This window comes from Microthrixaceae bacterium, from assembly GCA_023957975.1.
Classification (GTDB): domain Bacteria; phylum Actinomycetota; class Acidimicrobiia; order Acidimicrobiales; family Microtrichaceae; genus JAMLGM01.
In genome coordinates this window covers 34,298-58,485 of record JAMLGM010000012.1, presented here as the reverse complement: position 1 = coordinate 58,485, position 24,188 = coordinate 34,298, and the positions used below count along the sequence as shown (strand labels likewise).

Sequence of the window (24,188 nt, the reverse complement as noted above, 5' to 3'; positions counted from 1 at the left end):
TCTTCGGTGTGCTGACCACCGAGAATCTCCAACAGGCCCTCGACCGTTCCGAGGACGCCGGCGGCCACAACGTGGGCGAGGAGGGAGCCCGCACCGCGGTCGAGATGGCGCTGCTCGCCGAGAAGTACCTGCCCGATCACGTCCACGACGAGAACTGCGCTCACTGAGCCGGCGCTCACTGAGCCGGCGCGCACTGAGCCGGCGCGCACTGAGCCGGCGCGCACTGAGCAGGCGCTCGATCCGTTCCCCGAGACCCGCTTCTGAGCGTGCCAAAGTGCACGCTCAGAAGCGGGTTTCGACAGTTTTGGGGACGGTGGGGGTCGCGGGGGCAATTCGGACTAATCGGTGGATATCGACGAACGTTCGAACGAGAGTTGCCGATCTGGAGGAGTAAGCAGATTTCGCGATCGTCGCGATGTCACCGTTTCAAAGGCTCCACGTGTCCACAACCTGTTCCCAGCCTGCCAAAACCACCGCCAGGAGCCGAACTCGTTCGCGTCGATATCTCCCGAGATTGCCACTCGCTGCTGTAACGGTGGTGCTTGGGCTCCTGGCAGCGCTCGTCGGTCCCCTTCCATCGGCCGGGGCATCGGGCACTTTGTCGGTGGTATCCGCGACCAACTCACGGGTGCCATTGAACGCCACCACACCCCTCACCGGGCTGAGCATCTCCGGTGATACGGTCAACACCCTCCAGGCGACGTTGGCAACCAACCTCGGAACCGTGTCGATCAGCACGACTACCGGTTTGACCCTCGGATACAACAACAGCTGGTCGGGGACGAACTCGATCACCTTCACCGGATCCCAGGCCAATATCAACGCGGGGCTTGCTAGCGCCGCCATCACGACAACGGCCACGAGCGGAACAGCGAAGGTGTCGCTCACCGCGATGGTCGCACAGGCCGACTCCTACTACCTCGCCTCCAACCAGCACTTCTACAAGTACGTCGCAAACTCGGGGATTTCGTGGACCGCAGCGGAGGCCGCAGCTCGTGCCATGAGCTTCAACGGACAACCCGGTTACCTTGCGACGATTCCGGACTCGACCGTCAACACCTTCGTCTCGACTCGTATCGCGAACGCGACCAACGTCTGGTTCGGTGCGCGTGCCTATGCGAGCAGTGCGAGCGATGGAACCCAGGTTCTCGCAAGCGTGTCGGGCACCCCCTATCCCCGGGTGTGGCGCTGGATTGCGGGGGCCAATCAAAGCCCGATCCAGGGTGGAATCATCAGCATCTGCAACAACATCGCTGCTGTATGTGGCTTTGTGAACCCCGGCAGCTACTTCAGTGCGTGGGCCTCCAACGAGCCCAACGATGCGGGGGGCGGCAGCGGTGGGTACTCGGGCGAATGGGTTGGCGTGACCAACTGGAACGGAACCGCAGGAGCCTGGAACGACCTGCCGGCCACCGCAAGCGGAGCTAGTGGCTACATCGTGGAGTTCGGCGGCAAGGCCAACACCGATCCCTCCCTCGGCACCGGGTTTTCGGGAGTGATCACGGCGAACAGTAACGTGACCGTCGCCAATGCCCCGACCGCACCGGCAGCCCCGACGATCACCGCGACCGCGGGCAATGCCTCAGCAGCGCTGAGCTGGAGCCCACCTGTCGATGGCGGCGCGCCCATCACCGGATATCAGGTCTCAGTGAATGGAGCGGCATGGGGCGCTCTCACGACCTCGACCTCGACCACCACGGTCGACGGCAACCTTGTCACCACGGAGAACGCGAATGTCGCGGGCCTCACCAACGGAGCCTCCACACAGATCCGTATCCGAGCGATCAACAGCGTCGGCAACGGCGCGGCGAGCAATGTCGCAACCATCACCCCCGTGGGCCCTCCGGCCGCGCCCTCGAGTGTGAGCGCGACGCGTCACAACGCGTCGGCCACCGTGACCTTTACCGCTCCCTCGAACGGCGGATCCCCGATCACCGGCTACACGGTGACCTCCGCACCCGGCGGGTTCACCGCAACCTGTTCAGCGAGTCCGTGTCTCGTGACCGGCTTGACCAACGGCACCCCCTACACCTTCACGGTCAGTGCAACCAACGCCCTCGGCACCTCGCCGGCATCGGCTGCCTCCGCGGCGGTGACCCCGGCCACCGTTCCTGGGCCGCCAACCGCAGTCAGCGGCACGCGAGGTAACACACAAGCCACCGTGTCCTTCACGGCGCCAGCCTCCAATGGCGGGTCGACGATCACCGGCTACACGGTCACCAGTTCCCCAGGAGGAATCACGGCCGCGTGTTCGATGTCGCCGTGCACGATCACGGGGCTGACCAATGGGACCTCATACACCTTCACGGTGGTCGCGACCAACGGTGTCGGTGATTCGGTCGCTTCCGCTGCGAGTGCAGCGGTAATTCCGGCAACGGTACCGGGGCCTCCGCAGTCGGTGAGCGCTGTGCGAGGAGCAGGACAGGCGAGCGTCTCGTTCAGCTCTCCAGCTTCGAATGGCGGCGATGCCATCACCGGCTATGAGGTGACAGCGGCGCCCGGCGGCGTCGTCGAGTTGTGCGCCACCAGCCCCTGTGTGGTGAGCGGATTGACGAACGGAACCAGCTACACATTTACCGTTCGAGCAATAAATACCGTTGGCTATTCGCCAGGATCGACCGCATCCAATGCCGTCACTCCAGCGACCGTGCCGACCTCGCCGACCGGCGTGTCTGCGCAGCGTGGCGACGGCAACGCGATCGTGACGTTCACCGCACCGGCATCCGACGGCGGATCCGCGATCAGCGGCTACCAGGTGACCTCATCTCCGGGAGGCGCCACGGTGACGTGCTCCTCAAGCCCCTGCAGCGTGCCAGGTCTGACCAACGGCACGGCGTACACCTTCACGGTGCGGGCAACGAACCTCATCGGCGACAGCGCGGCTTCGTCGCCGAGCGCGCCAATCACCCCGGCCGCGCTACCCGGAACGCCAAGTGGCCTTGTGGTGCAGCGCGGCGACGAGTCGGCGGTGTTGAACTTCGACGCTGCGGCCGCCAACGGCGAAGCGATCACCTCATATGAGGTTTCGATCGATGGTGCTGGATGGCAAACCCTGGCAACGACGGGCACCTCCTCGTTGAGCGCGACGGTGAGCGGGCTTTCCAACGGCGTGGAATATTCCTTCAGGGTTCGTGCCGTCAACGATGTCGGCGCTGGCCCCCATGCAGGGCCACAAAGCGTCACCCCGGCCACCGTGCCCGATGCGCCGACCTCGGTGAATGCATCGCGAGGCAATGGGCGCGCGAGTGTCACGTTCAGCTCGCCTGCTTTCGACGGTGGTGCGACGATCACGTCCTACACGATCACCGCGGCCCCCGGCGCAGCCTCGGCGACCTGTTCGGCCAGCCCCTGTGATGTGCTCGGTCTCGACAACGGCACGGCCTACACGTTCACCGTTCGGGCCACGAACAGCGAAGGCGATTCGGTCGAATCCTCGCCGTCGAACAGCGTGACCCCCGCGACGGTGTCCAGCGCTCCGAGCAACGTCGCCGCGAGCAGGGCCAACCAGTCGGCCGTGGTGAGCTTTGACGCACCCGCATCAGACGGTGGATCCGCGGTGACGAGCTACACCGTGACCGCATGGCCTGGTGGCGCGGTGGCCACATGTTCGACAAGCCCCTGCACCGTGTCGGGCCTCGCCAACGGCACCTCGTATTCCTTCACGGTGACAGCGCTCAACGATGTCGGCAATTCCGCGAGCTCACCAGCCAGCAACGCCGTCACCCCGGCAACGGTGGCCGACGCACCGACGTCGGTGGTCGCTATGGCCACGAACGGGCAGGCCGTTGTTTCATTCACCCCTCCCAGCGGCGATGGAGGTACCCCGATCACGGGCTATGTCGTCACCACTTCGCCCGGCGGTGCAACGGTCGCGTGTTCGGCCAGTCCGTGCACGGTGAATGCTCTGAGCAACGGAACCGCCTACACCTTCGCGGTGACGGCCATCAACGAAGTCGGGTCCTCGGCTCCCTCAGCATCCTCGGCAGCGGTGGTGCCGGCCACCTTGCCCGGCGTACCAACAGCGGTGGGCGTTTCACGTGGCAACGAAGCTGCGGTGGTTTCCTGGGCGGCTCCAACAGACAACGGTGGTGCCGCGATCGGCCGCTACCGAGTCACGATCTCCCCAGGGGCCGGGACAGTGTGGTGCACATCGTCGCCATGCCCGATCCCTGGTCTCACAAACGGGGTCGGGTACTCGTTCAGCGTCGCTGCGGAGAACTCCGTTGGCCTCGGTGGAGAATCGGCGGTGTCCTCACAGATCACGCCGGCAGGTCCACCGAGTGCCCCCTCACAGCTCTCGATTCGCTCCGGTGACACCGCTGCGACCCTCGAGTTCGAACCGGCTGTCGCCGATGGCACGCCGATCACCGGATACGAGGTCTCATCCGATGGTGGGTTGACGTGGACACCCGTGTCGACGATGGGGGCTCATCCCATGGTCGTGACCGTGTCGGGGCTGACCAACGCCACGGTGTATCAGTTCGCCGTTCGTGCGCTCAGTAGCGCAGGTGTCGGCGAGCCGGCCGGACCGATCAGCGTGACCCCTGCGGGTGCGCCTGCCCCGGTGAGTGGAGTGCGCGTCGAGTCGGGAAATGGGTCCGCCACGATCAGCTTCAATGCGGCAACGTCCAACGGTGCTCCGCTCTTGGGCTATGTCGTGACCGTTCAGCCCGGCGCTCGTACGGTGTCGTGTCAATCGAGTCCCTGTGAGATCTCGGGTCTCGACAACGGGGTCACCTATGCGTTCACCGTTCGAGCGGTGAATCAGGTTGGCGACGGTGTCGAGTCCGCGGTCGTGGTAACTACGCCGGCCGGACCGCCCGCACCCGCAGCCGATGCATCGGTGACGATGCGGGGTGGCGAGGCCACGATCAGCTGGCAGGCGCCTCGGTCGCTCAACGGCGCGACCATTACGGGCTACACCGTGACCGCACAACCGGGGGGAGCGTCGTGTCGACCAGCGAGCCCGTTGGAGACCTCGTGCACGATCACCGGACTCGATCCGTCGAAGACCTATGTGTTCGGCATCGTGGTTCACAGCACCGAGGGTGATTCTCCGATGGAGGTCGCGTCGTTGCCGTCCTCTGCTGGAAACCTGTTGGCCTTCACCGGATCCGATCCTCGTCGTCTCGCACTTGTGGCGTTGATGGCGGTCGCTGCCGGTGCAGCAATCGTCGGCACGCAACGCCGACGTCGGGCGGCCTTCTAACCCTTCGCCAGTCGAAACTCGCTCCCGTTCAACGAAACCCGCTTCTGAGCGTGCAACAAGTGCACCCTCAGAAGCGGGTTTCGAGGTTTTCAAGCGGGATTCGGGTGGCCTTGGCTGCCGAAGTACTCAGCGCTGAAGGAGGGTGAAGAGGCGGTGCATCGCGACCGCGGCCGCAGCCGAGACATTGAGCGAATCGACCTCTGTCGACATCGGGATACGCACCGCAATTGTGGCGGCGTCGATGGTGGCCTCGCTCAGTCCGTGGCCTTCGGCCCCCAAAATCACCGCGACGCGATCCCCGAGCAGTTTGCGCTGCACCACCTCATCGATATCCACCCCGTCGCGACGAGGGGTCAACGCCACGGTCGTCACCCCAGATTCGTGGAGAGCCGACAACCCGTCGGCCAGCGCGAGGCGTGCGAAGGGGAGCCGCAGCGCCCACCCCACCGACACCCGCACCGTGCGTCGCGCGAGCGGATCACAGGTCGTGGCATCCACGAGCAAACCATCGCCCCCCAACGCTGCCGCGTTGCGAATCACGCTGCCGAGGTTCTCCGCATCGTTGATGCCCTCGCACACGACCAGGTTCCGGCCTCGGCCGATCACCGTGGAGGCCAGCACCGCCAACCCGCGATCGGCGCTCGCCACGACCCCGCGATGCAGCGGAAACCCGACGATCTCATCCAACAGGTCCCGGGGAGCGGCGAACACCGGGGCGCGCACGTGCCCGAGTTGTTCCGCCGCGCGTTCGAGGCGGGCCTCGTCCACCAGGACCGCGCGGGCGCCGTAGCGCGACCTCCCCAGGCGCTGGGCGGCCAACCACCCTTCGACGATGAAGATTCCCTTGTGGAACGGACCCGGAGCCTCGACCGAACGTCGAAACGCCGTGTCGTTCAGCCGTCGAAAATCGCTCACCCGTGGGTCGTCGGGGTCGGTCAGGTGGATCGGGGTCACGAGTTCAGATGCTATTCATTTCGAGACCCTGTCGCCGCGGCACTACTTTTGGCGCCATGTTGAATCTGGTGCTGCCCAAGGGATCGCTCGAGAAGGCGACGTTTCAGTTGTTCGCCGACGCGGATCTTCCCATCCATCGCAACTCGGCAGTCACCTACACCGCCACGATCGACGACCCCCGAATCGCCACCGTCCGGATCCTCCGCCCCCAGGAGATTCCGTCCTACGTCGCCCAGGGCCTGTTCGACATCGGCATCTGTGGGCGCGACTGGGTCGAGGAGACCTCCTCGAAGGTCGTGTCCCTCGGCGAGATGAAGTACTCCAAGGCCACCTCCAACCCGATCCGGGTGGTCGTGGCGGTCGCCGGGGATTCGCCGGTCGACCGCGTCGAGGACCTGCCCCAGGGGGTGCGGGTCTCCACCGAGTATCCCGAGATCACCCGCCGATTCTTCGAATCCAAGGGGATCGAGGCCGACATCCGGCTCAGCTACGGGGCGACCGAGGCGAAGATCCCCGACATCGTCGACTGCGTCGTGGAGATCACCGAAACCGGCTCAGCGCTGCGCGCTGCGGGCCTGAAGGTGATCGACGAGATCATGCAGAGCTACACCGAGGTCGTGGCCAACCCCGAGGTGTACGAGGACGCCGACAAACGTCACGCCATGGAGCAGATCATGACCCTGCTGCAGGGCGTGCTCGAGGCCCGAACCAAGGTCGTGGTGAAGCTCAACGTCGCCGCCGCCCACCTCGACGAGGTCATTTCGAAACTGCCGGCCATGAAGACGCCGACGGTCAACGAACTGTACGGGCAGTCGGGATATGCGGTGGAGACCGTCGTCGAGAAGCGTCAGATCAACGTGTTGATCCCGGCGCTGAAAGACGCAGGAGCCAGCGACATCATCGAATTGCCGCTGTCGAAGATCGTGCACTGAACGTGAGTGTCGCCACCGAATCCGTCCTGAGCGGAACCGTCACCACCTGGGACGACCCGCGGGGAATCGGCGAGATCACCGCGGACGACGGCACGGTCTACGGGTTCCACTGCACGGCGATCGCGGACGGATCGCGTCAGACCGAGGTGGGCGCCGAGGTTCACTTCGTCGTGAGGCCCGCGCGTCTGGGCCGGTGGGAAGCCGCGGGGATCACCCCCGCGTAGGCTGAACCCCATGACTGCCGCCACCTCCGTTGACAATGTCGCCTGGGACCTCGAACCGCTGCTGAAAACCTCCGAACTCGAGGGAGTCGAGGCGTTCATGGCCTCGGCCACCGCCGATGTGGAGGCGCTCGAGGCCTACCGGGGTCGCCTCGGCGAACTCGACGCCGGCGAGCTTGCGACCTTCTTCGACAAGGTCGCTTCGTTCAACGACAAGCTCGGCCGGGTCGGCAACTACGCCAGCCTGCAATTCGCCGTCGCCACCGACGACCCCGAGGTCGGTGCGCTGATGCAGAAGGTTCAAGAGCAGGGCACCGTCCTCGGCTCCCGACTGATCTTCATCGAGCTCGAACTCGCCGAGCTCGACGACGACACCGCAGCGTCCTTCGAGGCCGACCCGAGGCTGGCCTTCGTGCGTCACCACCTCGCCAGCATCCGCCGCTATCGGCAGTTCATGCTGAGCGAACCCGAGGAGGTCGTGCTGGCCGAAACCTCGGTCGCCGGATCCCAGGCCTGGTCGCGGCTGTACGACGAGCAGGCGAGCGCCATCACCGTCGATCTTGACGGCGAGCAGGTGCCGCTGTCGGCAGCGCTCGCCAAGATTCAGGACCCCGACCCCGAGGTACGTCGAACGGTCGCCGAGGCGGTCACCGCCGGACTCGAGCCGGGCCTGCGCACCCGCGCGTTCATCTTCAACACGTTGCTCGTCGACAAGTCGATCGACGACCGGCTGCGCGGCTACCCGTCGTGGATCTCGGCGCGGAACCTGTCCAACGAATCCTCCGATGAGTCGGTGCAGGCTCTGATCGACGCCGTGGTCGCGCGCTACGACATCCCGCAGCGTTGGTATGCGATGAAGGCCAAGATGCTCGGGGTCGAGCGAATCAACGATTGGGACCGCTCCGCGCCCGTCGTGCACGACGACACCGAATTCGGTTGGGAGGAGGCCACCGCGCTCGTCGAGGACGCCTACCGCAGCTTCTCACCTGAGATCGCCGGGGTGGTGCGCGAATTCTTCGACAACGACTGGATCGACGCCCCGATGCGGCCGGCCAAGCGCGGCGGAGCCTTTTGCGCCTACACCGTGCCGACCCATCACCCGTATCTGATGTTGAACTGGACCTCGAAGCGCCGCGACGTGTTGACCCTCGCGCACGAACTCGGCCACGGGGTGCACGCCTACCTGGCGCGCAGCCAGGGGATCTTCCATCAGTCCACCCCGCTGACCCTGGCCGAGACGGCGTCGGTGTTCGGCGAGACCGTCACCTTCGGCAAGCTGCTCGACGGGGTCGACGACCCGGCGCAACGCCTGCCGCTTCTGGCCGAACACCTTGAAGACCAGATTGCGACGGTTTTTCGTCAGGTCGCGATGAACCGTTTCGAGGATGCGGTGCACACCGAGCGGCGCGATGTGGGCGAGCTGTCGGTGGCCCGATTCGGCGAACTGTGGAGTGCGACCCAGCGCGACATGTTGGGCGACGCGGTCGACGTCAGCGAGAACTACGCATCGTGGTGGAGCTACATTCCGCACTTCATCCACACCCCCGGCTACGTCTACGCCTATGCCTACGGACAGCTGTTGGCGCTGTCGGTGTATGCGCGCTACCTCGAAGAGGGCGAGGGGTTCGTGCCGCGGTATGTCGAAATGCTCTCCGCCGGAGGTTCGATGTCGCCGGAGGACCTCGGCCGAATCGTGGGCATCGACCTGGCCGATCCGGGGTTCTGGGACGGCGGGCTCGACATCATCGCGAAGCTGCTCGACGACACCGAGGCGGCGGCACGGGCGGCGGGCAGGATCTGAATCAGTCGCGCTGGCAGAGCGTTCAGCGGCCGGCGAAGATCGCGGTGACGAGCGCGTTGCCCTGTTCCTTGCCGATCACCGCGGTGTCGAGTTCGGGTTCGAAGATGTGCCGGATGAACCCGGTGAACATCTGACCGGCGAGCAGCGACGCGATGGCCTCGCTGTTGGGCAACTCGGGAATCGACCGGCCGATCCACTCGGTCAACGCTGGGGAGATCGTCTCGATGAGGTCGCGGCCGACCACCATGACCGAGGGCTCGCCACGAAGGCCTTCGCCGAGGAGGATTCGCCAGACCTCCTCCTCGGCGATCGCTCCGTCCCAGATGACCATGAACACCGCGAACAGCCGGTCCTCGGCCGACAGCGACGCGTCGACCTCGACGATCTCGGCCATGCGGGCGCCGTACTGGCGCTCGTCGACGACCGCCTTGACCAGGGCATCCTTGCTCTCGAAGTAGTGATAGATCGCCGCGACGTTCAGGCCGCACTGTTTGGCCAACTGGCGCATCGACATCTTCGCCGCACCGTTGTTGGCGATGAGCTGCAACGCGGTGTCGAGGATGAACTCGCGCTGGTTCGGCCGTCCGGCTCCGGAGGTTGTCACGTCGTCAGTCATGGTGCGGTGGCTCTCATGCGGTCCGTTTGTCGGGCAAAGGTGCGGCCCCTGCCCGGCCCCGGGTGGGTGGGGCAGGGGCCGGGCAGGGGCCGGGTCGGCTCAGTGGGCGACCGGACACCCGCCGGCGGTGAAATCGGCCGGCATGTGCTGAAGTGCGAGAACGAGCGAGGACTCGCCGCGGGGAACCTTCGCGCCCGCGGGGACGGTGATGTCGGGCATGCGGGAGAGCAGTTCCTGGAACACCAGCTTGACCTCCATTCGGGCGAGGTTGGCCCCGAGGCAATAGTGCGGGCCGATGCCGAAGGCCATGTGCGGATTCTCCGGGCGCTGGAAGTCCAAGACGTCCGGGTTGGAAATGGCGCGCTCGTCGCGGTTCGCCGCCGCGTACAGCATCAGGACGCGGTCGCCCTTCTTGAGGTCGGTGTTGCGATAGGTGTGGTCCTGTTCGACCGTGCGAACGAAGCCGAGCACCGGCGTCACGTAGCGGATGAGCTCCTCGATCGCCGGGTCCATGAACTCGTCGTTGAAGAGGTTGTCGATCATCAACTGCTTCTGTTCGGGGTACTCGCTGAGCGCCAGCAGGCCGCCGGTGATGGCGTTGCGGGTGGTCTCGTTGCCGGCGACCATCAACACGGCGAGGAACGCGAACAGCTCGTCGTCGTTGAGGGCCGACTTTTCGAGCATCGCCTGGCGGGTCGCGTCGTCGACCCCCTGATAGACCTTCTCGTGTTCACGCTCGAGGCCGCCCTCGTCGTAGGCCTTGGTGAGGATCGAGATGAGGTCGTCTTTGGGGTCCTCGCGGCGCTCGGCGATGAGGCCCATGCACAACACGGCGAACTCGCCGAAGGCCTCGGCCGCCGCGAGCAGCACCGGGTCGTCGCCGTCGACGTGGCCGTCGCCCGCCATCATCTGGTCGCTCCAGCGGTACATGTCCATGCGCTGGGCCGGATCGAGTCCCATCAGTTCGCAGATGATGATGAGGGGCACGTGGATGGCGAACTGCTCGACGAAATCGATGTGGCCGGAGTCGATGACGTCATCGATGAGCTGGCCGGCGAGTTCGCGGATGTGGGGCATCATCGCCCGCACCCGGCGGGGCGTGAAGCCGGCGTTGATGAGCCGGCGGGTGGCGATGTGTTCAGGGCCGTCGAGGGTAATGATCGACATGTCGCCGGCGATCTTCGGACGCACGCCATAGCGCGACACATAGATGTCGTTGTTGCGGCTGATGTGGAAGATGTCTTCGTGGCGGGGCGCGATGTAGAGGTCGTTGATCGCGTCGTAGTGGAGGTGGTCGAGCTCGCGCAGCGCGGCGTAGATGTCCCACGGGTCGTCGAAGACGGTGGCGTCGGTGAAGTCGATCTTGGAGAGGTCGACTGCCGCGGGATTGCCGGCAGCTTGGGATGAGGGCGTGAACACGGAAGTCATGGCGCCCACGTTACCTAATTGAACGTTCGTTTGTTAGGTCATCCGAGGGGTCGGGGTGAGGTGTCCGCCGGTCGGTGAGATGCGTGCCGGGCGCTTGCCGGATGCGTGCCGGATGCTCGTCGCACGCGGACGTGCCGGCCGCAGGAACGCAGGCCGGCACGTCGTAAGGGTGTGGGTTGTTCAGGCGTCGGGATCGTCGGATTCGTCGGCGGGTGAGCCCGGCCGTGCCTCGACCTGTTCCTTCAACTCCACGAAGACCTGCTGAAGTTGGGTGAGCGCCTGACGCAGAACGGGTTCTGCGTCGGCGAACTTGCCCGACAGCCGATCCAACACCGCTCGCAGCGCCTCGATCGCGATGGTGGCCTCGGCGAAATTGGGAGGATTCTCGCCCAGGTGGATCGCGCCGAGTTCGTAAATCCCCATGAGGTGATTGGCCACGATCTCCGACGCCGGTACCGCCAGCATCTCCTGGCGAACCCGACCCATCTCGGCGAGCATCTGGGTGGCTTCGGCGATCTGTTCGGGGGACAGCGTCGCCACATCGATTCCGGCGGTGGCGAGCGCCTCGGCCAACTCGGGGGTGACCTCGATCGCGGCGCCGCCTTGGCCTCGCACCGATGCGCTCTGAGGCGCGGCCTGCGCTGCGGTCGGGGAGGAGGACGGCTGGGTGGTCGATTGCTTCGGGGGGACGGGGCGTTCGCCGTCCGGGGTCCACAGGCTCACGTGAACTGTCCTTTGTCTGGTCGGGAGTGCTAGTGTAGTTCCCGCAACTCAACGGAAAGTGGGCCGCCTCCGGGCATGCCCCACCTGGCCACCACCGCAGCGGGGTTTCCCCGTGGGGTCCACCTCGATGAGGTATCCCCGGCACCGAGTGCGCCAGCGTCGACGCTTGAGACCATCTCACCGTGCGACACGTCGTCGCCCGACCAGGATGTTCGCAGCGGATGTCGACGATTCCGACATCCGCTGTCAGCGTTTTCGGGCGCCGCTCGAACTCCGACCGGGGATGGGGTCGCCACCCAAACGAACCAACGTCGAAAGGACGTGTGAGTGGAAGAAGTCGGGTCATAGCACCACCACCACGCAATGATGAACCTCGGATCAATGACCGAATTCGCGCCCGTGAGGTGCGACTCATCGGTCAGGACGGAGCGCAGCTGGGCATGAAGACCCTGCCTGAGGCCCTGTCCATCGCCCGAGCGGCCGAACTCGACCTCGTCGAGGTCGCCGGAAACGCCAATCCTCCGGTGTGCCGGATCATGGATTACGGCAAGTACAAGTTCGAGGCCCAGCAACGAGCCAAGGAATCCCGCAAGAAGGCCACCAACATCACGGTCAAGGAAATGAAGTACCGCCCCAAGATCGGCGGCGGCGACTTCGACACCAAGACCCGCAAGGTGGAGCAGTTCCTCGGCGAGGGACACAAGGTGAAGATCACGATCATGTTCCGTGGTCGTGAGATGCAACACCCCGAACTCGGTCGCAAGATCCTCGATCAGGTTGCCGAGAAGGTTGCAGACGTTGGTCGGGTCGAAGTGTTTCCGAAGCAGGATGGTCGCAACATGACCATGGTGCTCGGTCCCGACAAGAAGGCTCAGGCCGCCGCTCAGAAGCGTGCGGCCGCCGAGGCAGCAGAGGCCGCCGGTACGGCGGATGATGCCGCCGAAACAGAAATCCCGCTCGACGCCGACGGCGCCGGGTCGGAGGAAGCAACGAAGGAATCGTGACGACATGCCCAAGATGAAGACCCACCGCGGCGCCAAGAAGCGCTTCAAGGTGACTGGTTCCGGCAAGATCATGCGCCGCAAGGTCAACCGGTCCCACATCCTCGAAAAGAAGCCGTCAAAGCGCACCCGTCGCCTTGCCGGTGAGGCCGAGCTTCCCAAGGGCGATGCTCAGCGTGTCCGTCGTCAGCTCGGCATCTGATCGCCTACTGACACCCCACCAGATCTAACGAGGAGTTCCCAATGGCACGTGTCAAGGGTGGCGTTCACGCCAAGAAGAAGCACAAGAACGTACTGAAGAAGGCGAAGGGTTACTACGGCAACCGGTCTCGCACGTTCCGCGTCGCCAACCAGTCGGTGATGCATGCGGGGCAGTATGCGTTCCGCGACCGCCGTGCCCGCAAGGGCGAGATGCGCAAGCTGTGGATCCAGCGCATCAACGCGGCCTGCCGTCTCAACGACATCAGCTACAGCCGGTTCATGGGTGGCCTCAAGGCCGCCGACATCGAGATCGACCGCAAGTCGCTCGCCGACATCGCCGTGGTCGACCCGGCCGCGTTCTCGGCCCTCGTCGAAGCCGCCAAGGCGGCCAACGATGCCAAGGCGTCGAACGCCGCGAACGCCGCGTAATCGGGCACCGTCGAGGTCGGTCCCAATCGATGGCTGACGAATCGGGGGCGCTGAGCGCCTCAAATTCGAGAATCAAGCAACTGCGGCGCCTCTCGGGGCGCCGCAGTGCGCGTCACGCCGACGGTGAATTCGTCATCGAGGGGCCGGTGCTGGTGAGCGAAGCGCTCGAGGCCGGCGTTGCCGTGCGAACCGTCTTCGTCGACGCCGCACACGACGGGCTACGCGAGCGGTTCCGACACCTGGGTGCGACCCACGGCGTCGAGACGCTTGAGGTCGCGAGCGGCGTGCTGGGTTCGGTGTTGAGCGCCGTGTCCCCGCAGCCGGTGTGTGCGATCGCCGAGACGACCCTGGATCGGCCGCTCAAGGACGTGGCGCAGATGGCGGCCGACCGCAGCCGACCGTTACTGGTGCTGGTCGACGTGAACGACCCGGGAAACGCAGGCACGCTCCTGCGCGCCGCCGAGAGTTCCGGGGCCGCCGGGTTGGTGTTGTTGGGAAACAGTGTCGACCTCTACAACCCGAAGGTCGTGCGTGGTTCCGCGGGGTCGATGTTTCGGCTCGCCATCGCGGTCGGGTCGGACATGAGTCTTGACGAGGCGCTCGACGCGCTGCGTCGCCGTGGTATCGCGTCGGTAGCAGCGGTGGCGCGCGGGGGAGTCAGTCACCTCGAGGCTCCGCTGGATGGCGCGATGGCGATCGTGTTGGGTAACGAGGCACACGGTCTCGACGAGGCAGCGATCGCCGCGTGCGATTCGGCGGTCACCATCACCATGGACGGAGCGACCGAATCGCTCAACGTCGCGATGGCCGGCACGGTGTTGGCCTTCGAGTCGATGCGCAGGCGCCTGACCGCGACCTGACGCAAGGTCGTGCCTGACGCGTTGCGGCTTGGGGGCTGAGGTCGGCGGCCTACGGGTTCAGCGGCCGGCGGGTTCAGCGGCCGGCGGGTTCGGTGACCTACGGGTTCAGTCCTCCGGGCCCGGCTCGCCAGGTCCCTCCGGCGGTTCGGTCGTCGGAGGTTGAGTGGTTGGGCGCTGGGTGGTTGGGGGCTCGGTCGTCGGCGGTTGGGTGGTTGGGGCCTCGGTGGTGGTGCGCGGCGGCCTTGTGGTGGTGGGAGCCTCAGTCGTCGTGGTCTTGGGGGGCTTGGTGGTGGTGGGCGCCTCGGTCGTGGTGGTCTTGGGCGGCTTGGTGGTGGTCGTCTCGTCGGTCGTGGTGGTCTTGGGCGGCTTGGTGGTGGTGGGCTCGTCGGTCGTCGTGGCTCTCGGCGGCCTGGTCGTGGCAGGGGCGCGTGTGGCCGACGCCGTGGGAGCCGGGGCCGGCGCCGTTGCGGCAGCCGCCTCCCGTTGCATCGCGGCGAACAACGCTTCGAGGTCGGCTCGGCTCGGCTGCTTGGCCTTCTTGGCGGTGGTGGTGTTCCCGTCGCGGGTGGTCGTTTCGGTGCCCGAGTCGGTTCGCTCCTCGGTCGCTCCCATGACCTCGGCGAGGGCCGCGGCGTTCATCTGGTGCAGGATCTCAATCAGTTCTTCATCGCTCAATGCCGTCGCATCGATTTCCTCCACCGCGAGGGTCTCCCCGTCGAGTTGCACCGTCGCCGGGGGAGCGGTTTCTTCGGGGCTGGCCTCAGCGCTGCTCTCGGAGCGGGCGGAGTCCTGGGCGATGATGATCGCACCTGAAGGGCCTCGTCCACCGACGATGACAACGATGGCGATGGCGGCGACGGCCCCCGAGAGCCCGATGCCCTTGACCCGTTGGGCGAGCGAATAGTCGGCCCATGACAGGAGGAATTGCTCGCGGGCGCGGGTCAGGCGATAGCGCCACCTCCGCAATCGCCCGTTCGCCCGATCGGGCGATGCGTCGTCAGTTCGATTCCACGCACCCATGCCTCAGAAGCTCCTCAAAACCCGGCTCGACGATCTTCAGCAGTTTAGACAGAGTTTCAACTCATACAAGGGCATCCTCGGCGCTCTGATGCCCCTCAGTGTCGGCCGTCACAGGTGGTGGTGGTCGTCGTCGGTCGTCGCCATAGATCGTCGCCGTCGGTCGTGCGTGGCGGTGCGGCGTCGTAGGCTCGCCCCATGACTGTCGTACGAATCAATGCCATCGAGGTTCCCGAGGGATTGGGAGCCACACTCGAGGAGCGTTTCGCCGCTCGCCTGCACGCTGTGGACCAGGCGCCCGGGTTCCGCGGGTTCGAAATGCTGCGGCCCACGGGCGAAGCGGAGAAGCGCTACTTCATCGTGACGCACTGGGCGACGGCCGAGGACTTCGACAACTGGGTGAACTCGGCGGATTTCGCAAAGGGTCACGGCCATGCTGACGGCGCGGGTGGCGCTGCTGGTGGTCATCCGGGCGCAGGGCCGGTTGCCACGGGGTCGGCTGTTCTCGAGTTCGAGGTCGTGCTCGAGTCGAAGCCGACCTGACCCGCGGCGCGCTGACCCCGCGGCGCGCTCACCCCGCGGCGCGCTGACCCGCGGCGCGCCTGAACCAGCGGCGCGCCTGACCCGCGTCGCGCTGGCGCGGGCAGCTCCCACGGCGGGTTGCTGCGATGCGGTGTCGGAACCGTCAGGCGGGTGGGCTGACGCGGCGCATGGCGTCGGGCGTGAGATCCGACACCGACGCGTAGCCGTCGACCGCCATGAGGAGGTCGAGTTCGGCGAGCAGGCTGCGGATGACGTGTTCGACACCGGCCTGTCCGCCGATCGCCAACCCGTAGGTGTAGGGGCGGCCGATGGCGACGGCGGTCGCGCCGAGGGCCAGCGCCTTGGCCATGTCGGTACCCGAGCGGATACCCGAATCGAACACGACCGGCGCATCCCCGCACGCGGCCACGACGTCGGGTAACAGGTCGATCGCCGGGATTCCGCCGTTGGCTTGTCGTCCGCCGTGGTTCGAACAGTAGATGCCGTTCACCCCATGATCGAGCGCCTTGCGGGCGTCGTCGGGATGATTCACCCCCTTCACGAGCAGCGGTAGATCGGTGACCGAACGGATCCACTCCAGGTCATTCCAGTCCATGCCGGGGTTGCCGAATCCGAACGCCCACGCGCCGGTCGCTGCGGTTGGGTCCTGCTCGGGCGGCACCGCAAGTTTGGACCGAAACACCGGGTCGCTGAAGTAGTTGGCGAGGCACAAACCGTTGAGCTGCGGGAAGCTCGCGATGGTGAGGTCGCGGGGGCGCCAGCCGAGGGTGAGCGTGTCGACGGTGACGACGATGGCCTGGTAACCGGCGGCCTCGGCTCGGCGGATCAGGCTCTCACAGACGTCTCGATCCGAGGGAGGGTAGAGCTGGAACCACCCCGGAGTATCGCCGAGCGCGGCGGCCACCTCCTCCATCGGATCCTGCATGAGCGTCGACGCGATCATCGGGGTGTTCGTGGCGGCGGCAGCGTGCGCCGTCGTGATGTCGCCGTGGCCGCTTTGTTCGCAGATCCCGATCACCCCCACCGGGGCGAGCATCAGCGGAGTGTCGTAGGCGACCCCGAACATCTCGACGCCGAGGTCGCGTTGCGCGGCCCCGGCGAGGATTCGCGGGATCAGCCCCCAGCGCTCGAACGCGCTGACGTTGGCCCGTTGGGTGTATTCGTTTCCCGCACCGCCCGACACATAGGACCAAAGATGTGGTGCCAGTGCCTCGTGCGCGGCGGCCTCGAGTTCGTCGAAGGTCATGGGGAACTCGGGGGTCACCCCCTCAAGTCCGTCGAAGTAGATGCCGAGTTGCCAATCTCCGTGATTCGCCACGTGCGCCCCCTTGAAGCCGTTCCCCATGATGGCCGATGTCGACGGGGCGGGGGAGTGTCGACGGGTTTGCGCCGTCGGCCTCGCCGCAATGGGTTCGCGGCGTCGGCGGCTGAGCGGGCAGAATGGACGGATGTCCGATTCTCCATCCGGTTCCTCGTCCGGCGGTGACCTCCTCGCCCAGATCGCGTCGATCGTCGAGGCGGCGCAGCAGGCTATCGGCGTCGCCGACTCTCTCGATGCGCTTCGCCACGCCGACAGCGACCACCTCGGCAAAGCGTCGAAGCTGTCGGCACTGAAGTCTCAAATGGGCGCGCTCGATCACGAGGGCAAGCGGTCGGTGGGCAAAGCGCTCAACGAGGCCCGCACGACACTCGAGGCATTGGTGGCGCAGCGTCGAGACGCATTCGAGGCCGCCGAGCGAGCCTCGCGTCTCGAGGCCGAACGCCTCGATCTGTCCGAGGCAATCGTCGACGCGTCGGTCGGCCACATGCACCTGATCTCCCAGACCCTCGAACGGCTTGAGGACGTGTTCTGCGGGTTGGGGTTCACCGTCGCCGAAGGGCCCGAGGTCGAGACCGACTGGTACAACTTCGAGGCGCTCAACATGCCCGAGGGGCACCCGGCCCGCTCCATGTGGGACACGCTGTATCTCGAGGCGGGAGAGCCCGAGACGATCCTGTTGCGCACGCACACCAGCCCCGTGCAGGTCCGAACGATGATGCGCCAGGAGCCTCCCATCTACATCGTGGCCCCGGGCCGGGCGTTTCGTTCCGATACCGCCGATGCCACCCACCTGCCGGTGTTTCACCAGATCGAAGGGCTCGTCGTCGACCGTGGCATTACGTTCGCCGACCTGCAAGGAACGATCGAGGCGTTCGTGAAGGCGTTGTACGGCCCCGATCGACGCACCCGCCTTCGGCCGTCGTATTTCCCGTTCACCGAGCCGTCTGCCGAGTTCGACATGACGACCGCATCGGGGGAGTGGGTCGAACTCGGCGGCTGCGGCATGGTCAACCCCAACGTGTTGCGTTCCTGTGGGCTCGACCCCGAGGAGTGGTCGGGGTTCGCGTTCGGGTTCGGGATCGAACGGATGGCGATGCAACGCCACGGCATGGACGACATCCGCGAGTTCGTCACCAACGACGTCCGATTCCTGGCGCAGTTCTAGCCGTCGCCGCCATTGCTCATCACCATTGCTCCTCACCATCGCTCAGAAAGCACACGATGAAGGTTCTTCACAACTGGCTCGCCGAGTACGTTCCAGGACTCCTCGATCATCCGATTGGCGGCGACGCCGAGGCGCTCGGCGAACACATGACCGAGCTCGGTCTCTGCTGCGAGGAGGTCGTGCGACTCGGCAATCTCGAGGGAATCGTCGTCGGCGAGGTCCTCGAGCGCTCGCCGCACCCGAACGCCGATCGCATCCAACTCGTCCGCGTCGACATCGGTGCTGGCGGCGAGCCGCTGCACATCTGCTGCGGCGCCACGAATTTCGAGGTCGGAGACAAGGTGCCGCTCGCAACGCTCGGCACCACCATGCCCGGCGGGATGGTCATCGAGAAGCGCAAACTTCGCGGTGAACTCTCCGAGGGCATGATGTGTTCGGGCCGCGAGTTGGAGATCGGCGACGACCACTCCGGAATCCTGATCCTCGATGAATCGGCGGCGATCGGCGCTCCGATCGCCGGCGTACTCGGCATCGAAGCCGACGCGCTGTTCGACCTCGACCTCACTCCGAATCGCCCCGACGCCATGTCGGTGATCGGTATCGCCCGCGATGTCGCTGCCGGCCTCGGCCTGGAGTTTGTGCTTCCGGAAATCGATGTTGCCGAATCGGGTTCGCCGGCGGCCGACGTCGCGTCGGTGTCGATCTCGGATCCGGACCTTTGCGGTCGATTCACCGCTCGGGTGCTCACAGGCGTCAAGATCGGCACCTCGCCGGAGTGGATGCAACAGCGACTCATCCACCTCGGGATGCGCCCGATCAACAGCGTCGTGGATATCTCGAACTACGTGATGCTCGAGTACGGACAGCCGAACCACACCTACGACCTCGCCAAGGTGTCCGGCGGTGCGCTGGGCGTGCGCCGGGCCGTGGAAGGGGAAACGATCGTCACCCTCGACGGGCAGACCCGAACCTTGGTCTCTCGAGACGGGGTGATCGTCGATGGTGCGGATGTTGCGGTCGGAATCGCCGGCGTGATGGGTGGTGCCGACACCGAGATCGGCGACAGCACCGAGACCGTCCTGTTGGAGGCCGCCTGGTTCGCCCCCAAGGAAATCGGGTTCACCTCGAAGCGGCTGGGGTTGCGTTCGGAGGCGTCGGCCAGGTTTGAAAAGGGCGTCGACCCGGAGATGGCCGAGCGGGCTGCGCTGCGCATCTCGCAGTTGCTCGTTGCACAGGGGGCGACGTTGCACCCCGGCGTCGTCGTCGCAGAAGGCAACACGCCGAAGCCGGCGCGTTTCGACGTACGAACAGCGCGGGTGAACGCAATTCTCGGATCCTCGTTGTCGACCGGGGAGATCCGCGGGTATCTCGACTCGATCCGGTTCACCACCTCGGATCGTGGCGGCGTGGCGGGTGATTCCGAGGTGATCGATTCCGAGGTGATCGATTCCGATGTGTTCGCGGTCGAGGTGCCGTCGTGGCGCCCTGATTCGACCGCCGAGATCGATGCCATCGAGGAGGTCGCGAGGCTGCACGGCTATGGCCGTTTCGGCAAGACGCTGCCGAAGTCGCCGACCGGGGGAGGCCTCACCGATCGACAGGTCGATATCCGTCGTCTGCGCCGGTTCCTCGTCGCTACTGGGTTGAACGAAGTCACCCCGATGGCGTTCCTCGCGCCCGGTGATGCGGAGAACTCCGGGGTTCGGGCCGATGCGGTGCGAGTCGCCAATCCGCTCGTCGCTGAGGAGTCGGTACTTCGAACCTCGCTGTTGCCGGGTCTGGTGAAGACGGTTGGGTACAACGCGACACATCGTCAGGTCGGTGTCGGGCTGTTCGAGATCGGCCACTGCTTCGCCGCGGCCCCCGATGGCGGGTTGCCGGTGGAATGGGAGGAGGTCGCCGTGGTGCTCGCCGGTCGCGATGCGCGAGACGCCGTGGAGTTGGCACGGCGCATGACGACGCTGTTCGGCCTGGTGGGTCCGGTCACCATCCGTAACGAGCCGGTCGGCGGCCTGCACCCGGGACGCAGCGGGGTGATCCGCGCCGGCTCGAAGAAAAAGGGTGCCGACATCGGAGTTGTGGGTGAGATCGATCCGGCGGTCGCCGAGCGACACGGGATTTCCGAACGGGTGGCCTACGTATCGTTCACCCTCGGCGGCCCCGAGGCCTGGCACGGTGGCGATGGCCTGTTGAGTGTGGCGCGCAGCGAGGCCAAGGCGCGTCCAATCAGTCGGATGCCCAGCGCTGATTTCGATCTCGCATTCCGGGTGGCGGACTCGGTCGGCGCAGATGTGTTGGGACAGACGTTGCGGGGTGCCGCGCCCGAGGTCGTGTCGGTGGAGTTGTTCGACGTCTTTCGTGGCGGCGCCGCCGGTGCCGCCGCGGGTGGCGTTGGTGATGCGGGCGATGCCCCGGGTGCCGCGGGCGATGCCCCGGGTGCCGCGGGCGATGCCCCGGGTGCCGCGGGCGATGCCTCGGGTGCCGCGGCCTCAACCGGTGGAGGTGGTCGCTCGCTGGCCTACCGAATCCGGGTGCAGGCGCTCGACCACACGCTCAAGGACGCCGAGATTGCGGCGGTGCGCGAACGGCTCATCGAGGCAGCATCGAACGGCCACGGCGCGACGTTGCGGTAGCGGCGGCCGGCACATCGACATGACCAGTGTGGAGCGTCCTCAGCGCCACCTTCATCGGGGGCGGTAGAGGAGGCCCTCAACCCAGGTGTCGAGTGCCCACGCTGTGAGTGGTGCGCCACCCCCGCATGGCTTAGCCGTGTACTTGTCGATGGCAGTGTTGTCGATGTGGTCGCGCAAGGACTGTTCGCTCGGCCGGTGCGGTGCGCCCTCGACCATGTGGCGTGCCAACGTGTTGCCGAGCAGGCTTCCGCGTCCGTCACGGAACTCGGCGATGCCATCGACGATCGTGATATCGAGGTGCCCGCCATGGACACGGCGATGGTGGAACGAGCAGATCGGGACCAGGTTGTCGAGGTCGGTCGGCCCGTGCGGGTATGGCTGGACGTGGTGATAGTGGAGAAAACGCGACTGCCCGCAACCGGGGACGGCACAGCCGCCGTACTGGAACCGCAGCGCCTTTCGTTGAGCCGGTGACGCGAAGCGGTGCTCGGTGCCGAGTTTGAGCGGCACCCCCTTTTGATGCCAGAGCAATTGCAGTGTCCCGGCTCGAGCGAGCATCGCCACGATGTCGGGCGTGAGGTCGGCGCCGTTGAGCAGCGTGGCGACCGAGTCGGGACGGAGTTTCTGTGTGACGAGGGTGTCGATGTCGATCAGCACATTCACGCAGAACGGTTCGTTGCCCTCACGGGTCAGGTTGTGGGAACGGGCCGCTTCTAGGGCCAGCCGGCCGAAGTGATACATGATCGAGTAGTTGGAGGGAACCGGGTTCCGCTCGGGTCGATCGCTGCTGGAAGCGGGTGGGGTGTCTGGCCCCGGTGCGGCGCCTGAATCGGGTGCGGCGTCCGCTGAGTCGCCTGACGCAGTCCTCGCGATGTCGCCCACGGGTGCGCCCGTCGTGTCGCCCGCTGCGGGGTCACCGGCGGTATCGCCCTGTTTGGAACGCCCGGTGTCGCCTGCGCTGTTGGCCGCGGCGGCGCGCTCGGGCTCATCGTCGAATCTCTCGTTGCGTTGGGCGCTGCGTCGTGCGGCCTCGAAGGCCTCGTCGAGCAGTGCGCCAAGTTCGAGTGGCGCCCTGCCGTTGACCCGCCAGAATCCGTGCTCGTCGTGCCAGGTTCGCCAGTAGGTCTCGTCGTCGTCGGTGACGTCGATCTCGTCGGTGTGTCCGCCTCCGGGGCCGACGGGTGGGTTCGGTACGGCCGTCGTGTTGCCATCGGCACCGTTGGCAGAACCGGAGGTCTGGCCGGGAGCGTCATCGTCGCCCGTAGAGGTGCCAGAGTCGTCGGGTTCCCCGTCAGGCCCGGCGCCGCTTCCGGTTCCACCGTCGGCGCTTCCATCGCCGTCGTTGCCCGCGGCGCTTCCATCGCCGTCGTTGCCCGCGGCGCTTTCCGCGGCGCTTTCGTTGGCGCCTTTCTCGGCGCTTTCCTCGGCCTCGGGGCGGACCTTGCGGTACCAGCGAAAGGCCCGCGCCGCCTGTGGGGTGGTTGCGGTGGTGACGATGGAGGCGAGCGCCTCGTCGTTTTCGGGGCAGGCGACCCGAGCCGCCATCGCCGCCATGCCAAGCGAGACGGCGCCCTGGCTCGCCCGCTCCATGACGGTTGGCATCGCTTGTTCGGAGACGGCCTCGGCGACATGGGCGACCTGTTGTGCCGTCGAGCGGGTCATTCCGCAGTTGACGACCAGCCAGTGGATCACCGACCGCCAGTCTCCACCGGCGTTGTACCGCTGATGCGAGGTCAGATCGGCAACCTTGATCGCGAGGCGGGCGTGAGCCGCGTTGATCTCGCCAGCCAGCGTGCGGATCTGCGCCTCGAGGTTGTCGTAGTCGGCGTAGCTCTCTGCGACCTCGGCGCGATGTCGGCGGCTGTCAGAACCGGTGCCCGCGTTCGACGTCGCGTTCGATGTCGCGTTCGACGTCGCCTCGTCGTTCCCGGCCGTGCCGGAACGCTCATGACGTGATGCGAGGGGATCGAACATGTGTTCATTGTAACCATAAAACGAACGGGCGTTCGATAAATTGCATGGGTAATTTCACCCAGGGTGGGCATGGGAGGGCTGAGCTCCGCGTGGTCATGCATCCTCGCCAGCTATGCGATAGGGTGCATGACTATGCAGAACGTCCGGAAGATCGGAATCATCGGCGCCTCTGGGTTCGCTGGATCCGAGGTGCTGCGCCTCGCTGTCGGTCACCCCGGGGTGGAGGTCGTGTGGGCCACCGGAAACTCCGAGGCCGGTACGGCGATCGGCGACCTCTACCCGTCGCTCGCAGCAGCCTACGGCGACGCTCGCTTCGCGACGTTCGACGCCTCGATGCTCTCCGAGGTCGACACCGTCATCCTGGGGCTGCCCCATGGCGCCTCGCAGGCGTTGGTGCCGGCCCTCGTCGACAATGTCGAGTTCGTCATCGATCTCGCTGCCGACTTTCGTCTTCGCGATCCCGATCAGTACACGACCTGGTACGGAGAACCTCACACCGCGCCCGAACTGCTGGAACGCTTCACCTACGGATTGCCCGAGCTGTACCGCGACGAACTGCGCTCGGCCCGTTTCGTCGCTGCTCCGGGTTGCTACCCCACCACGGCCATTGTCGGATTGGCGCCGGTCGTCGCCGCCGGGTTGATCGAGCCGAGAGGCGTGATCGTCGACGCTGCCTCCGGCGTGTCTGGCGCGGGCCGTCCACCCAAGCCGAACACCACGTTCTGTCAGGTCGACGAGGACTTCACCGCCTACGGACTCATGAACCACCGTCACACCCCCGAGATGGAGGCCCACACCGGCGCGTCATTGCTGTTCACACCGCACCTCGCCCCGATGAACCGAGGCATCCTCGCCACGATCTACGGTCGTGCGACCGCGGGCACATCCACCGAGACCGTGATGGAGGTGCTGCGTGACGCGTACGCTGATTCGCCGTTCGTCGTCGTGAGCGACCGGATTCCTTCGACCAAGGCCACGCAGGGCTCGAACACGGCACACCTGACCGGCCGATATGACGAACGCACCGACACGGTGATCGTATTGAGCGCGCTCGACAACCTCGTGAAGGGCACCGCCGGCCAGGCGCTGCAGTGCCTCAACCTGATGGCGGGCTTCGACGAGACGCTCGGCCTGCCCCGCGTCGGCCTCACCCCGTAACC

18 protein-coding genes and 1 pseudogene are annotated in these 24,188 nt (G+C 66.1%); 12 read left to right on the top strand and 7 right to left on the bottom strand.

Features of this window, described 5'->3' with window-relative positions; translation table 11 throughout:
- Positions 1-628 precede the first annotated feature (628 nt).
- Positions 629-5,209, top strand: a complete 4,581-nt coding sequence (locus M9952_15145; protein MCO5314258.1) for a fibronectin type III domain-containing protein — start codon at positions 629-631, stop codon at positions 5,207-5,209.
- A 126-nt stretch (positions 5,210-5,335) separates the two neighbouring features.
- On the opposite strand, the gene M9952_15140 is transcribed toward M9952_15145, so the two are convergent.
- Positions 5,336-6,163, bottom strand: a complete 828-nt coding sequence (locus M9952_15140; protein MCO5314257.1) for an RNA methyltransferase — start codon at positions 6,161-6,163, stop codon at positions 5,336-5,338.
- A gap of 56 nt (positions 6,164-6,219) precedes the next feature.
- On the opposite strand from M9952_15140, the gene hisG reads away from it, so the two are divergent.
- The 3 genes from hisG to M9952_15125 are packed head-to-tail and all read left to right on the top strand — an operon-like array spanning position 6,220 to position 9,117.
- Positions 6,220-7,095: an ATP phosphoribosyltransferase gene (hisG, locus tag M9952_15135; protein MCO5314256.1), complete on the top strand. Its 876-nt coding sequence runs from the start codon at positions 6,220-6,222 to the stop codon at positions 7,093-7,095.
- 2 nt (positions 7,096-7,097) lie between these two features.
- Complete coding sequence (locus tag M9952_15130) at positions 7,098-7,319, top strand: cold shock domain-containing protein (protein ID MCO5314255.1); 222 nt, start codon at positions 7,098-7,100, stop codon at positions 7,317-7,319.
- Between the two features lie 10 nt (positions 7,320-7,329).
- Entirely contained in the window at positions 7,330-9,117 is a 1,788-nt protein-coding gene (locus tag M9952_15125; protein MCO5314254.1) for a M3 family oligoendopeptidase, read from the top strand.
- 22 nt (positions 9,118-9,139) lie between these two features.
- Here the strand turns inward: M9952_15125 and M9952_15120 are convergent, their stop codons facing one another.
- From M9952_15120 to M9952_15110, 3 genes are all read right to left on the bottom strand, one after another.
- Positions 9,140-9,733 carry a TetR/AcrR family transcriptional regulator gene (locus M9952_15120; GenBank protein ID MCO5314253.1) on the bottom strand — a complete coding sequence of 198 codons (594 nt, stop codon included), beginning with the start codon at positions 9,731-9,733 and terminating at the stop codon, positions 9,140-9,142.
- 99 nt (positions 9,734-9,832) lie between these two features.
- Complete coding sequence (locus M9952_15115) at positions 9,833-11,161, bottom strand: cytochrome P450 (protein ID MCO5314252.1); 1,329 nt, start codon at positions 11,159-11,161, stop codon at positions 9,833-9,835.
- Positions 11,162-11,341: 180 nt separating this feature from the next.
- Positions 11,342-11,884 carry a hypothetical protein gene (locus tag M9952_15110; protein ID MCO5314251.1) on the bottom strand — a complete coding sequence of 181 codons (543 nt, stop codon included), beginning with the start codon at positions 11,882-11,884 and terminating at the stop codon, positions 11,342-11,344.
- 377 nt (positions 11,885-12,261) lie between these two features.
- On the opposite strand from M9952_15110, the pseudogene infC reads away from it, so the two are divergent.
- From infC to M9952_15090, 4 genes and pseudogenes are all read left to right on the top strand, one after another.
- Positions 12,262-12,750 (top strand): annotated as a pseudogene (infC, locus tag M9952_15105) (translation initiation factor IF-3).
- 142 nt (positions 12,751-12,892) lie between these two features.
- Positions 12,893-13,087 (top strand): 50S ribosomal protein L35, encoded by a 195-nt coding sequence (rpmI, locus tag M9952_15100; GenBank protein ID MCO5314250.1) that lies wholly within the window; start codon positions 12,893-12,895, stop codon positions 13,085-13,087.
- Between the two features lie 41 nt (positions 13,088-13,128).
- Positions 13,129-13,515: a 50S ribosomal protein L20 gene (gene rplT, locus M9952_15095; GenBank protein ID MCO5314249.1), complete on the top strand. Its 387-nt coding sequence runs from the start codon at positions 13,129-13,131 to the stop codon at positions 13,513-13,515.
- Between the two features lie 29 nt (positions 13,516-13,544).
- Entirely contained in the window at positions 13,545-14,375 is an 831-nt protein-coding gene (locus tag M9952_15090) for an RNA methyltransferase (GenBank protein ID MCO5314248.1), read from the top strand.
- Between the two features lie 105 nt (positions 14,376-14,480).
- On the opposite strand, the gene M9952_15085 is transcribed toward M9952_15090, so the two are convergent.
- Positions 14,481-15,395, bottom strand: a complete 915-nt coding sequence (locus M9952_15085) for a hypothetical protein (protein MCO5314247.1) — start codon at positions 15,393-15,395, stop codon at positions 14,481-14,483.
- 195 nt (positions 15,396-15,590) lie between these two features.
- Between M9952_15085 and M9952_15080 the strand changes: the two genes are divergently transcribed.
- Positions 15,591-15,935 (top strand): antibiotic biosynthesis monooxygenase, encoded by a 345-nt coding sequence (locus tag M9952_15080; protein MCO5314246.1) that lies wholly within the window; start codon positions 15,591-15,593, stop codon positions 15,933-15,935.
- A gap of 142 nt (positions 15,936-16,077) precedes the next feature.
- Here the strand turns inward: M9952_15080 and M9952_15075 are convergent, their stop codons facing one another.
- Positions 16,078-17,253, bottom strand: coding sequence for an alpha-hydroxy-acid oxidizing protein (locus tag M9952_15075; GenBank protein MCO5314245.1), 1,176 nt, complete (start codon positions 17,251-17,253; stop codon positions 16,078-16,080).
- A gap of 130 nt (positions 17,254-17,383) precedes the next feature.
- Between M9952_15075 and pheS the strand changes: the two genes are divergently transcribed.
- Positions 17,384-18,421, top strand: a complete 1,038-nt coding sequence (pheS, locus tag M9952_15070) for a phenylalanine--tRNA ligase subunit alpha (GenBank protein MCO5314244.1) — start codon at positions 17,384-17,386, stop codon at positions 18,419-18,421.
- Positions 18,422-18,477: 56 nt separating this feature from the next.
- Entirely contained in the window at positions 18,478-21,054 is a 2,577-nt protein-coding gene (pheT, locus tag M9952_15065; protein ID MCO5314243.1) for a phenylalanine--tRNA ligase subunit beta, read from the top strand.
- A gap of 51 nt (positions 21,055-21,105) precedes the next feature.
- On the opposite strand, the gene M9952_15060 is transcribed toward pheT, so the two are convergent.
- A complete protein-coding gene (locus M9952_15060) occupies positions 21,106-23,028 on the bottom strand; it encodes a hypothetical protein (GenBank protein MCO5314242.1) in 1,923 nt (640 codons plus the stop codon).
- A gap of 132 nt (positions 23,029-23,160) precedes the next feature.
- On the opposite strand from M9952_15060, the gene argC reads away from it, so the two are divergent.
- Complete coding sequence (gene argC, locus M9952_15055) at positions 23,161-24,186, top strand: N-acetyl-gamma-glutamyl-phosphate reductase (protein MCO5314241.1); 1,026 nt, start codon at positions 23,161-23,163, stop codon at positions 24,184-24,186.
- Positions 24,187-24,188: the final 2 nt, after the last annotated feature.